At 66.7% G+C, this 12,821-nt stretch carries 11 protein-coding genes; 9 read left to right on the top strand and 2 right to left on the bottom strand.

Annotated elements, in window-relative coordinates:
* Positions 1-43: 43 nt before the first annotated feature.
* Entirely contained in the window at positions 44-3,559 is a 3,516-nt protein-coding gene (smc, locus tag O5M90_RS02525) for a chromosome segregation protein SMC (RefSeq protein WP_269841561.1), read from the bottom strand.
* Between the two features lie 221 nt (positions 3,560-3,780).
* On the opposite strand from smc, the gene queF reads away from it, so the two are divergent.
* Genes queF through O5M90_RS02485 form a run of 8 tightly spaced genes read left to right on the top strand, consistent with a single transcriptional unit; the run spans position 3,781 to position 11,878 of the window.
* Entirely contained in the window at positions 3,781-4,212 is a 432-nt protein-coding gene (gene queF / locus O5M90_RS02520) for a preQ(1) synthase (protein ID WP_262973071.1), read from the top strand.
* Between the two features lie 11 nt (positions 4,213-4,223).
* Positions 4,224-4,649, top strand: a complete 426-nt coding sequence (locus tag O5M90_RS02515) for an SET domain-containing protein (RefSeq protein WP_269841562.1) — start codon at positions 4,224-4,226, stop codon at positions 4,647-4,649.
* Positions 4,646-5,875 (top strand): succinyldiaminopimelate transaminase, encoded by a 1,230-nt coding sequence (gene dapC / locus O5M90_RS02510; protein ID WP_440401798.1) that lies wholly within the window; start codon positions 4,646-4,648, stop codon positions 5,873-5,875. The genes O5M90_RS02515 and dapC overlap by 4 nt, the downstream gene beginning before the upstream one ends.
* Positions 5,872-6,690 (top strand): 2,3,4,5-tetrahydropyridine-2,6-dicarboxylate N-succinyltransferase, encoded by an 819-nt coding sequence (gene dapD, locus O5M90_RS02505; protein WP_269841564.1) that lies wholly within the window; start codon positions 5,872-5,874, stop codon positions 6,688-6,690. Before dapC ends, dapD begins: the two co-directional genes overlap by 4 nt.
* Positions 6,691-6,715: 25 nt before the next feature.
* Positions 6,716-7,873 carry a PilT/PilU family type 4a pilus ATPase gene (locus O5M90_RS02500; RefSeq protein ID WP_262972931.1) on the top strand — a complete coding sequence of 386 codons (1,158 nt, stop codon included), beginning with the start codon at positions 6,716-6,718 and terminating at the stop codon, positions 7,871-7,873.
* A complete protein-coding gene (gene dapE, locus O5M90_RS02495; protein ID WP_269841565.1) occupies positions 7,870-9,018 on the top strand; it encodes a succinyl-diaminopimelate desuccinylase in 1,149 nt (382 codons plus the stop codon). Before O5M90_RS02500 ends, dapE begins: the two co-directional genes overlap by 4 nt.
* The gene (prmB, locus tag O5M90_RS02490) at positions 9,015-9,893 is read left to right on the top strand and encodes a 50S ribosomal protein L3 N(5)-glutamine methyltransferase (protein WP_269841566.1); all 879 of its coding nucleotides are present in this window, start codon (positions 9,015-9,017) and stop codon (positions 9,891-9,893) included. Before dapE ends, prmB begins: the two co-directional genes overlap by 4 nt.
* Positions 9,890-11,878: an ABC-F family ATP-binding cassette domain-containing protein gene (locus O5M90_RS02485; RefSeq protein WP_269841567.1), complete on the top strand. Its 1,989-nt coding sequence runs from the start codon at positions 9,890-9,892 to the stop codon at positions 11,876-11,878. Before prmB ends, O5M90_RS02485 begins: the two co-directional genes overlap by 4 nt.
* 13 nt (positions 11,879-11,891) lie before the next feature.
* Here the strand turns inward: O5M90_RS02485 and O5M90_RS02480 are convergent, their stop codons facing one another.
* Positions 11,892-12,245, bottom strand: coding sequence for a DUF1304 domain-containing protein (locus tag O5M90_RS02480; protein WP_269841568.1), 354 nt, complete (start codon positions 12,243-12,245; stop codon positions 11,892-11,894).
* A 67-nt stretch (positions 12,246-12,312) separates the two neighbouring features.
* Here O5M90_RS02480 and O5M90_RS02475 point away from each other — a divergent pair, with 67 nt between their 5' ends.
* Positions 12,313-12,807: a MarR family winged helix-turn-helix transcriptional regulator gene (locus O5M90_RS02475; protein WP_269841569.1), complete on the top strand. Its 495-nt coding sequence runs from the start codon at positions 12,313-12,315 to the stop codon at positions 12,805-12,807.
* Positions 12,808-12,821 lie beyond the last annotated feature (14 nt).

Genomic DNA, 12,821 nt, shown 5'->3' with positions numbered 1-12,821 from the left:
GGGATACGGGCCGGCTTGGGAGCGGCCCGGCGCTCGGCCCGTTTCATAGTGCCTCCGCCATCGACAGCGCCTTGTCCATGTCCACCGCGACGATGCGCGAGACGCCCTGCTCCTGCATCGTCACCCCAATCAGTTGTTCAGCCATTTCCATTGCAATCTTGTTGTGCGAGATGAAGAGGAACTGGGTTCCGCTGCTCATCTGGGCCACCAGCTTGGCGTAGCGTTCGGTATTGGCATCGTCCAGCGGCGCATCGACCTCGTCGAGCAGGCAGAACGGTGCCGGGTTGAGCTGGAAGATCGCGAACACCAGCGCGATCGCGGTCAGCGCCTTCTCGCCGCCCGATAGCAGGTGGATGGTCGAGTTCTTCTTGCCCGGCGGCTGCGCCATCACCTGGATGCCAGCGTCGAGAATCTCCTCGCCGGTCATCACCAGCTTGGCCTGGCCGCCGCCGAACAGCACCGGGAACATGCGGCCGAAGTGCTCGTTGACCTGCGCAAAGGTCGCGCCGAGCAGATCACGGGTTTCCAGATCGATCTTGTGGATCGCGTCTTCCAGGGTCTTCATCGCCAACATCAGGTCGGCGTTCTGCGCATCGAGGAAGGTCTTGCGCTCGCGCGCCGCCGTCAGCTCGTCCAGCGCGGCCAGATTGACCGCACCCAGCGCCGCGATATCGCGGTTGATGCGGTCGATCTCGCCTTGCAGGCCGTAGAGCTTGACTTCGCCTGCCTCGATGCTCGCGGCCAGCGCCTCCAGATCAACGGCCGCGGCGACCAGCTGCTCCATATACTGTGCGCCGCCCAGCGCTGCGGCCTGCTCTTCGAGCTGCAGCTTGGTCAGGCGCTCGCGCAGCGGGTCCAGGCTGCGCTCGAATTCCAGACGCTGCTCGTCGGCGCGCTTGAGGCGCAGGGTCAGGTCGTCGTAGCCGCTGCGCACGGCGGCCAGCTCCTTCTCGCGCTCCAGCTTGATCGCCAGCGCGTCCTGCAGACCGGCCTGGGCGGCCGCGTCATTGAGCGTGTCCAGCTCGCCCTGCAAGGTGGCGGCCGACTGGGTGTTGACGAGCACTTGCTGCTGCGCGGTCTCGATGCTGCGCTGCAGCTCGCCGCGCCGCGAGGCCAGGGTGCGGGCGCTGAACTGGGCCTCCTGGGCGCGGCGCTCCAGGCCGCGCAGCTGCTCGCGCGCCTCGGCGAGCTTGCGCTCTGCGGTGATCACCGCGTCGTCGAGCTCGGCGTGGCGTTCCTGCGTGCTCGCCAGCTGCATGTCCAGCTCCTCGAAGCGGGCCTCGCCGGTGATGCGGCGCTCCTGCAGCTCCTCGGACTGGGCGTCGATCTCGAACAGCTCGTCTTCCAGCTGGCTGCGGCGGCTGCTGGCGGCCTCCGCCTGCTGGCTCAGGCGCAGCAGCTCGACATGCAGCTGGTGGGCGCGGGTCTGGGTCTCGCTGGCTTCGCGGCGCAGCCCCAGCAGGCGCTGCGAGGCCTCGGTATAGCCGGCCTCGGCACGCACCAGCTGGCTCTTCGATTCCTCGGCGATCAGCTGCTGGGCGCGCAGCTCCAGCACCAGATGCTCGATCTCCTGGGCCCGGGCCAGCATGCCGGCCTGTTCGGAATCGGGCGCGTAAAAGCTGACCGCGAACTGGCTGACCGCATGGCCGGCGGCCGTCATGATGACCTCGCCGTGCGTCAGCTTGTCGCGCTTGGCCAGGGCCTCGTCCAGCGAGTCGGCGATGTAGACGCCTTCGAGCCAGTCGTTCAGCAGCGCTTTCAGCCCGGCGTCTTCGAGCCGCAGCAGGTCGCTGAGCCGGGCCAGGGTTTCATGCGTGTTGGCGATGCTGGCGGTGGGCGGCGAATAAAAAGCCAGCCGGGCCGGCGGCGCATCGGCCGCGAAGGCCCGCACCATTTCCAGCCGTCCCACCGAGAGCGCGCCCAGGCGCTCGCGCAGCGCCGCTTCGAGTGCGTTTTCCCAGCCGGTCTTGATGTGCAGCCGGGTCCACAAGCCCTGCAGACCGTCCAGCCCATGCCGGGCCAGCCAGGGCTTGAGCTTGCCCTCGGTCTGGACCTTTTCCTGCAGCGCGCGCAAGGCATCGAGCCGGGCCGACAGATCGGACTGGCGCGACTGCTGGGCATTTGCATCGGCCTGGGCCTTGCTGCGCATCTCGTCGAGCTGAGGCACCTGCTCCTGCAACTCGTGCAGGCGGGCGTCGGCCAGGTCGCGGGCCTGGTCGGCCGCTTCGCTCTGGCGCTTGAGCTCGGCCAGACGCTCGGCATCGGGGGCTACCAGGCCCTGACGCTCGGCGGCCAGGCGCTCGCGGCGGCCACGCAGCTGGCGCGACTGCTCGTCGATGCTGCGGCTCTCGGCCGCCAGCACCTGGATCTGCTGCTGAACCTGGACCACGGCCGTGCGCTGCTCATTGGCCTTGGCCTGGGCCGCGCGCACCGCGTCCTCGGCGTTGGGCAGATGGGCGCCCTGCTCCTCGGCCTGGGCGGCCAGGATCTCGCTTTGCTCTTCGGCCGTGGCGATCTGCTCGGCAATGGTTTCGAGCTCTGCTTCAGCCTGCGCGGAGCGTTCCTGCCACTGCTGGTTCTGCGCCTGCAGCTCGGCCAGGCGTGACTCGACGCGGGTGCGCCCCTCGACCACATAGCGAATGCGCTCCTCCAGCCGACTGACCTCCAGCTGGGCCTCGGCCATGCGCCCCTGCGAGGCATGCAGCTCATCGCCGGCCGCGTAATGCGCCTGGCGCACCGTCTCCAGCTCGGCCTCGACCTGGCGCAGCTCGGCGACGCGCGACTCCAGCGCGTTGACCGCTTCCAGGTGCTCGGTCTTGACGCGGGCCTGCTCGCCGGTGGCGTCGCGGTGCTTCAGGAACCAGAGCTGGTGCAGCTTCAGCGTGCCGCTGTCCTGCAGGCCGCGATAGCTGGCGGCGACCTCGGCCTGCTTCTCCAGCTTGTCGAGGTTGTTGTTGAGCTCGCGCAGGATGTCGTCGACCCGGGTCAGGTTCTCGCGCGTGTCCTTGAGCCGGTTCTCGGTTTCGCGGCGGCGCTCCTTGTACTTGGAGACGCCGGCGGCTTCCTCCAGGAACATGCGCATCTCTTCGGGCTTGCTCTCGATGATGCGGGAGATCGTGCCCTGGCCGATGATGGCGTAGGCGCGCGGCCCCAAGCCGGTGCCGAGGAACACATCCTGCACATCGCGGCGGCGCACCGGCTGGTTGTTGATGAAGTAGCTGCTGGTGCCGTCGCGGGTCAGCACGCGCTTGACCGCGATCTCGGCGAACTGGTTCCACTGCCCGCCGGCGCGCGCATCCTCGTTGCTGAAGACCAGCTCGACGCTGGCGCGGCTGGCGGGCTTGCGATTGCCCGAGCCGTTGAAGATCACGTCCTGCATCGACTCGCCGCGCAGCTCGCTGGCCTTGCTCTCGCCCAGCACCCAGCGCACGGCGTCCATGATGTTGGACTTGCCGCAGCCGTTCGGTCCGACCACGCCCACCAGCTGACCGGGCAACTGGAAGACGGTCGGCTCTGCGAAGGACTTGAAGCCCGAGAGCTTGATCGAATTCAGGCGCATGGATGCGGGGCTAAACCATTGATTTATTTACAGAAAAGCCCCTTGGTCGGGGCTTCTGGCAGGGCCGGATGATACCATTCGGCCCTTCCCCTTTTCACCGCGCTCCCGGGTCACGGCCCGGGCACGCTGCATCGATTCATTCCATGGCCAAGACCACCACCGCCGCCGCCAAGCCGGCCCGCAAGACCGCCACCAAGACTGCCGCGCCGAAGATGCGTGAGATGCCCCCGAACCCGCCCTCGGCCCCCAGCAAGGAACTGCACGTCTTCCCGAACCCGGCGCCGCAGCGCGACTATGTGATCCAGTTCCAGGTGCCCGAGTTCACCTGCCACTGCCCGCTGACCGGCCAGCCCGATTTCGCGCACTTCACGATCGACATGATCGCGGACAAGCTCTGCATCGAGCTGAAGAGCCTGAAGATGTACTTCTGGAGCTACCGTCACGAAGGCGCGTTCCACGAGAAGGTGACCAACACCATCATGGAAGACATCATCAAGGTCACCGACCCGCGCTTCATCCGCATCACGGCCAAGTGGTATGTGCGCGGCGGCATCTACACCAACGTCGTGACCGAACACCGCAAAAAGGGCTGGAAGCCGGCGCCTCGCGTCGACCTGCCGGCCCATGGTTTTGAGTCCGGCCTGCTGCGCTAAGTAGTCGCCAGTTGAGCTTCGCGACCAGCTCGGCCCATCTGTCCGTCGCCGTGACGGTGCGGCGCAGCCGCATCGACGGCTATGGCGTGTTCGCCACCGATGCGGTGCCGGCGGCCATGCGTATCGGTGCGCTGACCGGCGAGCCCATCACGGTGGCCGAGGGCCGGCGCCGGGTGGCCGGGCGGCAACGCATCATGCTGGTAGAGCTCAGCGACAGCCGCGCGATCGACGCGACCCGGTCCGACGACGCGCTGCGCTTCACCAACCACAGCTGCCGCCCGAACGCGCAGATCAGCCTGGAGCGGGGCAGCATCGAGTTCGTCGCGCTGCGCGATATCGCACCCGGCGAAGAGATCACCGTGGCCTATGGCGCCACCCATCACGAAGGCCGGCTGGCCTGCCGCTGTGCCCAGAGCGGCTGCCTGGGCTGGCTATGATCCGCACCACCATGCACAACCCTTTGCTGGACAAGCTCCACCCCTACCCCTTCGAGCGCCTGCGCGCGCTGATGAAGGGCATCACGCCCAACCCGGCCTACCGCCCCATCAGCCTGGGCATCGGCGAGCCCAAGCACCCGGCGCCCCAGCTGATAGAGAAGGCCTTGATGGCCAGCCTCAAGGGCCTGTCCGGCTACCCGGCCACTGCCGGCGAGCCGGCGCTGCGTGAAGCGATCTGCGCCTGGATCCAGCGCCGCTATGCGCTGAGCCTGGATCCGGCCAGCCAGGTGCTGCCGGTCAACGGTTCGCGCGAGGCCTTGTTCGCGCTGGCGCAGACCGTGATCGACCCGACACGCGAGGGCGCCACCGTGGTCTGCCCGAATCCCTTCTATCAGATCTACGAGGGCGCCGCCCTGCTGGCCGGCGCCCAGACCGCCTTCGCCAACAGCGACCCGGCCCGAAATTTCGCCGCCAACTGGGCCGAGATCGACGCTGCGACCTGGGCCCGCACCCAGCTGCTCTATGTCTGTTCGCCCGGCAACCCGACCGGTGCGGTGATGCCGCTGGACGAGTGGAAGATTCTGTTCGAGCTCTCCGACCGTTACGGCTTCGTGATCGCCTCGGACGAGTGCTATTCGGAGATCTATTTCCGTGAGGAGGCGCCGCTGGGCGGCCTGGAGGCGGCGGCCCAGCTGGGCCGCAGCGACTTCCGCAATCTGATCGCCTTCACCAGCCTGTCCAAGCGCTCGAACGTGCCCGGCATGCGCTCGGGCTTCGTGGCTGGCGACGCCGCCATCATCAAGAAGTTTCTGCTCTATCGCACCTATCACGGCAGCGCGATGAGCCCCATCGTGCAGGCCGCCAGCATCGCCGCCTGGAACGACGAGGCCCATGTGGTCGAGAACCGCCAGCAGTACCGCGCCAAGTTCGCGCAGGTGACGCCCATGCTGTCGGCCGTGCTGGATGTGGCCCTGCCGGACGCCGGCTTCTATCTGTGGGCGGCCGTGCCCGGTGGCGATGACATCGCCTTCGCCCAGGGCCTGCTGGCTCAATACAATGTCGCGGTGCTGCCCGGCAGCCTGCTGGCCCGCGAGGCCCACGGCGTCAATCCCGGCGCCGGCCGCATCCGCATGGCCCTGGTGGCCGAAGTGTCCGAATGCGTTGAGGCCGCTCAGCGCATCGCCGAATTCACACCTCTCTTCAAGCAATCGCTCCGAACACCATGACGCAACTGCAGACCACCATCGAACAGGCCTGGGAAGACCGCGCCTCCCTGAACACCGGCAGCACCGGCGCTGTGCGCGAGGCCGTCGACCATGTGATCGCCGAGCTGGACGCGGGCCGCCTGCGCGTGGCCGAACGCCAGGCCGTGGGCCAGTGGACCGTGCACCAGTGGGTCAAGAAGGCCGTGCTGCTGTCCTTCCGTCTGAACGACAACCAGCTGATGGGCGATGGCGCCCTGACCTTCTTCGACAAGGTGCCCAGCAAGTATGGCCAGATGGATGAGGCCGCGATCCGCGCCAGCGGTGTGCGCGTCGTGCCGCCGGCCGTCGCGCGCCGCGGCAGCTTCCAGGCCAAGAACGTGATCCTGATGCCCAGCTACGTGAATATCGGCGCCTATGTCGACGAGGGCACGATGGTGGACACCTGGGCCACGGTGGGTTCCTGCGCGCAGATCGGCAAGAACGTGCACCTCTCCGGCGGTGTCGGCATCGGCGGCGTGCTGGAGCCGCTGCAGGCCAACCCGACCATCATCGAGGACAACTGCTTCATCGGCGCCCGCTCCGAGGTGGTCGAGGGCGTGATCGTCGAGGAGAACTCGGTGATCTCGATGGGCGTCTACATCGGCCAGAGCACGCCGATCTATGACCGCGAGACCGACACCGTGTCCTACGGCCGTGTGCCGGCCGGCTCGGTCGTGATCAGCGGCTCGCTGCCGAAGAACGATGGCAAGTACAGCCTGTACGCCGCCATCATCGTCAAGAAGGTCGACGCCGGCACCCGCGCCAAGACCAGCATCAACGATCTGCTGCGCGCCTGATCCGGCGACCACAGGGAGCACCGGCATGAGTGGAAACATGGAACGCATCCTCAGGCTGATGGCCGAGAAGGGTGCGTCCGACGCCTATCTCTCGGCCAATATGCCGGTGCTGATACGCATCAACGGCCAGATCCTGCAGCTCTCCGACCAGCTGCTGACGCCCTCGCAGCCGCGCCAGCTGATCGCCGAGGTGATCGACGCGAACCAGCTCGGCGAACTCGACGCCACCGGCGAGCTGAATATGGCGGTGGCGATCTCCAAGGTCGGCAGCTTCCGGCTCTCCGGCTTTCGCCAGCGCGGCTCGATCGCGGCGGTGTTTCGCCACATCCCGCACGACATCCCGACCCTGGACAGCCTGAACCTGCCGCCCATTCTCGGCAAGCTGATCCAGGAAAAGCGTGGCCTGATCCTGATGGTGGGCGCCACCGGCACCGGCAAGAGCACCACGCTGGCGGCGATGCTGGAGCAGCGCAACCAGAATATGTCCGGCCATATCCTCACCATCGAGGATCCGCTGGAGTATCTGTTCACCAACAAGCGCTCGGTGGTCAACCAGCGCGAGGTCGGTCGCGACACGGCCTCGCTGCAGATCGCGCTGAAGAACGCGCTGCGCCAGTCACCGGACTGCATCCTGATCGGCGAGATCCGCGACCGCGAGACGATGACGGCGGCGATCTCCTATGCGCTGTCCGGCCATCTGGTGGTGGCGACCCTGCACGGCAACAACAGCTATCACGCGCTGAACCGCATCCTGTCCTTCTACACGCCCGAGTCGCGTCCGGCCCTGCTCAACGATCTGGGTGCCGGCCTGAAGGCCGTGGTCTCGCAGCGCCTGGTGCGCGCGGCTGCCGGCGGCCGGGTGCCGGTGACCGAGATCCTGCTGAACACCAAGCTGATCGCCGAGCTGATCGAGCAAGGCGATTTCGGTGGGGTCAAGGAGGCGATGGAGAAGTCCATCGCCGAGGGCTCGCAGACCTTCGAGGAGCATTTCGCCAAGCTGATCAAGGAAGGCACGATCACCCGCGAGGAAGGCCTGGCCTTCGCCGACTCGCCGACCAATCTGCTGTGGCGGCTGCAAAACGATGCCGGCCCGCCCAGCGGCCAGAACGGCAACAAGAAAGAGGAGCCGGCCAGCGATCACGCCAGCTTTACCGAAATCACCCTGGATGTGCGTACCGAATGAGCTCCACACTTGCCCTTCTTGAGGCCTTGATCGCCCGGCCTTCGGTCACACCCGCCGATGCCGGCTGCCAGGCACTGATCGCCGAACGCCTGAGTGCCTGCGGCTTCGAGATCGAACGCATGGACAGCGGCCCGGAGAACGCTCGAGTCAGCAATCTGTGGGCCCTGCGGCGCGGCACCGCCGCCGACGGCCCGGTGCTGATGTTTGCCGGCCATACCGATGTGGTGCCGCCCGGATCGCTGGCGGCCTGGACCAGCGACCCCTTCGTGCCCAGCTACCGTGAGGGCCGCATCTATGGCCGCGGCGCGGCCGATATGAAGGGCTCGGTGGCGGCCATGGTGGTCGCGGCCGAGGAGTTCGTCGCGGCGCATGCCGGTCACCGGGGCAGTGTCGCCTTCTTGCTGACCAGCGACGAGGAAGGCCCGGCCACCGATGGCACCGTGGTCTGCTGCGAGCTGCTGAAAGCGCGGGGCCAGAAGCTGGACTACTGCATCGTCGGAGAGCCGACCTCGGTCGAGACCCTGGGCGATATGATCAAGAACGGCCGCCGCGGCACACTGAGCGGCAAGCTCAAGGTCAAGGGCGTGCAGGGCCATGTGGCCTACCCCCATCTGGCCCGCAACCCGGTGCATCAGGCCGCGCCCGCGCTGGCCGAGCTGGCGGCCACCGAATGGGACCGCGGCAACGCCTATTTTCCGGCAACCACTTTCCAGATCTCGAACATCAACGCCGGCACCGGCGCGACCAATGTGATCCCGGGCGAACTGGTGATCGACTTCAATTTCCGCTTCTCGACCGAGGCCACGCCCGAGGGCCTGAAGTCCAAGGTCCATGCCCTGCTGGATCGCCATGGGCTGGAGTATTCGCTGAGCTGGACCCTGGGCGGCGAGCCCTTTCTGACGCCGGTGGGCAATCTCAGCGAGGCGCTGCGTGCGGCCATCCGGAGCGAGACCGGTCTGGAGCCGCAACTCTCCACCACCGGCGGCACCTCGGACGGCCGCTTCATCGCCAAGATCTGTCCCCAGGTGCTGGAGTTCGGACCGATCAACGCCAGCATCCACAAGATCGACGAGTATGTGCCGGCCGATTGCGTCGAGCCGCTGAAGAATGTCTACCGACGCACGCTGGAGAACCTGCTGCTGTGAACCTGATCGCTTGTATCGAGGCCCAAGCCGCCCGCCTGACCGAGGCGGGCGTTTCTTTTGGGCATGGCACGAACAATGCCTTTGACGAAGCCGCGTGGCTGGTGTTGTGGCGCCTCGCGCTGCCGCTGGATGCGCTCGACGCGCATGCCGAGCAAGACCTGACCCCGTCACAGATCGACGAGGTCGAGGCGCTGGTGTCAGAGCGTATCGCCACACGCAAGCCGGCCGCCTACTTGACCCGCGAAGCCTGGCTGCAGGGCGTGGCTTTCTATGTGGACGAGCGCGCCATCGTGCCGCGCAGCTTCATCGCCGAGCTGATCGCCGATGCCAGCATCGATGCCTGGTTGTCGGAGCAGACGACGCGCGTGCTGGACCTGTGCACAGGCAACGGCAGCCTGGCCGTGCTGGCCGCGCTGGCCTGGCCGGAGGTGAGCGTCGATGCGATCGACCTGAGCGCCGAGGCGCTGGAAGTTGCCCGCATCAATGTCGACAAGCATGGCCTGCAGGAGCGCATCCGATTGTTGCAGGGCGATGGCTTGAAGCCGACCGATGGCCGCTACGACCTGATTCTGTGCAACCCGCCTTACGTCAACAGCGCCTCTATGGCCAAGCTGCCCGCCGAATACCGTGCCGAGCCCGCGCTGGCGCTGGCGGGTGGTGCCGACGGCATGGACTTTGTGCGTCAGCTGCTGGCCGACGCGCCCGGCCATCTGAGCGAGCACGGCGTGCTGGTGCTGGAGATCGGCAACGAGCGCGAGTTTTTTGAGGCGGCATTCCCGCAGCTGGAAGTGGCCTGGATGGAGACATCGGCCGGAGAAGAGCAAGTGTTGTTGATTACCCAAGAAGCATTGACCCAGGGCCTGGCCGCATCATGATCACGCTGCGCAATATCACGCTGCGTCGCGGCACCAAGATCGTTCTCGATGACGCCAGCGTCACCTTGCAACCGGGCGAGAAGATCGGCCTGGTCGGCCGCAACGGCGCCGGCAAGTCCAGCCTGTTTGCGCTGCTGACCGACCGCCTGCAAAGCGACAAGGGCGAGGTCGACATTCCGCGCCAATGGGCCGTTGGCGAGGTCGCGCAGAACATGCCCGAGACCGAGATGCCGGCCACCGACTATGTGCTGGAAGGCGACATCCGCCTGATGGCGGCGCGCCAGGCGCTGGCCGACGCGGAGGCGGCCGAGGACGGCCACGCGATGGCCGACGCCCATGCGCTGTTGATGGATGCCGGTGCCTTCGATGCGAAACCGCGCGCGCAAGCGCTGCTGATGGGCCTGGGCTTCAAGGGCGAGCAGGTCGACGCGCCGGTCAACAGCTTCTCGGGCGGCTGGAGAATGCGACTTCAACTCGCCCGAGCGCTGATGTGCCCGGCCGATCTGATGCTGCTGGACGAGCCGACCAACCACCTGGACCTGGACGCGCTGGTCTGGCTGGAAGCCTGGCTGCAGCGCTATGAAGGCACGCTGATCATCATCAGCCATGACCGCGAGTTCCTCGATGCGATCACCAAGGTGACCCTGCATCTGGACGAGGCCAAGCTGATGCGCTACGGCGGCAACTACACGGCCTTCGAGTCGATGCGGGCCGAGCGCATGGTCTTGCAGCAGGCCGCTTTCGGCAAACAGCAGGACCGTATCGCCCACTTGCAGAAGTTCATCGACCGCTTCAAGGCCAAGGCCAGCAAGGCCAAGCAGGCGCAAAGCCGGGTCAAGGCGCTGGAGCGCATGGAGAAGCTGGCACCGGTGCTGGCCTCGGCCGATTTCAGCTTCGAGTTCCGCGAGCCGGTCAGCCTGCCCAACCCGATGCTGATGTTCGACGAGGTGGCCTGCGGCTACGAGGTCGACGGTGTCGAGAACATCATCGTGCGCGGCATCAACCGCTCGGTGCTGGCCGGCCAGCGCATCGGAATCCTTGGCGCCAACGGCCAGGGCAAGTCCACCGTGGTGAAGACGGTGGCCCGCATGCAGCGCGCGATGGGCGGCAAGATCACCGAGGGCAAGGGCCTGTCGATCGGCTACTTTGCCCAGCAGGAAATGGACGTGCTGCGACCCGAAGAGGGTCCGCTGTCGCATATGGTGCGCTTGGCCAAGGAGGTCAGCCCGAGCGCGCGCGAGCAGGAGCTGCGCGACTTCCTGGGCCAGTTCCGCTTTGTCGGCGAGATGGTCAACCAGCAGGTCGGGAGCCTCTCGGGCGGCGAGAAGGCGCGGCTGGTGCTGGCCATGCTGGTCTGGCAGCGCCCCAACCTCTTGCTGCTGGACGAGCCGACCAACCATCTGGACCTCAACACCCGCGAAGCGCTGTCGATGGCACTCAACGAGTTCGAGGGCACGGTGATGCTGGTCAGCCATGACCGCGCGCTGCTGCGTGAGGTCTGCGATGAGTTCTGGCTGGTCAGCAAGGGCGTGGTCGGGCCGTTCGACGGTGATCTGGACGACTACCAGAAATGGCTGCTGGATCAATCCAAGGAGGCCGCAAAGGCTGCCAAGGAAGCGGCCAAGAAGGCCGCCAAGCTGCCCGCCGCCGCTGTCTCAGCGCCGGCACCGGTGGTCGCGGCGGCCCCTGCCAGCGCAAGCATTGCACCGCGCGAGGACCGCAAGGCCAGCGGCCAGGCCCGCCAACGCCTGGCCGAGCAGACCAAACCGATGCGCAAGGAAATGGAAGGCATCGACGCCAAGCTCAACAAGCTGGCCGATGAGCGCACGGCGCTGGAAGCCCAGCTGGCGGCCGGCAGCACCACGCCGGCCCAGATCGCCGAGCTCGGCAAGCGGCTGAAAGCCATCCATGATGAGCTGGAGGCCGCCGAGCTGCGCTGGCTGGAGCTCAGCGCCCAGGTCGACGCGATTCAGGCCGCCGCCTGAGTCTTCTCCCCTCTCAGCGCGCGGCCAGCACGGCCGCGATTGCCAGCGCCGCCGGCAAGGCCTGCACGAACAGGATCTTCTTGCCGACGGTGGCGGCGCCGTAGACGCCCGCAGCCACGACGCAGCCCAGGAAGAAGAGCTGGTTCGCGCTGTTGCCGGCCGCCAAGCCCCAGAGCAGGCCCGCACTCAGAAAGCCGTTGTAGAGGCCCTGGTTGGCGGCCAGGGTCTTGCTCGCCTCGGCGAACTCGGGTGTCAGTCTGAAGACCTTGCGGCCCAGCGGCTTGGTCCAGAAGAACATCTCCAGCACCAGAAAATACAGATGCAGGGCGGCCACCAGGGCCACCAGCAGGTTCGCCAACATCGTCATCTCGTCCCCCTAGCTTGAATAACCATTTAAGTTGTGTGCAATTTAATTGCGGAATACATTATCACCCATGCCACGCCACAAGACCACCGCAGCACCGAGCCAGGCCGAGCAATGGCTGCAGCTGGACCAGCAGCTGTGCTTTGCGCTGTACGCCAGCTCGCTGGCCATGACCAAGCTCTACAAGCCCCTGCTGGAGCCCATGGGCCTGACCTACCCTCAGTACCTGGTGATGTTGGTGCTTTGGGAGGCGGACGGCATCAGCGTTTCCACCCTGGGCCAGCGCCTCTCGCTGGACTCCGGCACCCTGACGCCCTTGCTCAAACGCCTGGAGGCCGGCGCACTGATCACCCGCCGCCGCGCGCAGGACGACGAGCGCCGCGTCGATATTTTCCTCAGCGATACCGGCCGCGCGCTGAAGGCGCAGGCCCTGAACATTCCGCCTCAGCTCGCCTGCGCCAGCGCCTGCTCGCTGGATGAACTCGTCTCCCTGACCCGGCGCCTGCACGAGCTGCGCAAGCAGCTCTCCAGCGCCGACCTTTCTTCGCCCACCCACCACTCCTGATAGGAAGAAGCACC

Origin of the sequence: Paucibacter sp. M5-1 (assembly GCF_027498415.2) — a bacterium.
In the GTDB taxonomy this organism is placed as follows: Bacteria; Pseudomonadota; Gammaproteobacteria; order Burkholderiales; family Burkholderiaceae_C; genus Roseateles_E.
The sequence above is the reverse complement of the archived record's forward strand: the minus strand, read 5'-3'. Positions and strand labels throughout refer to the sequence as shown.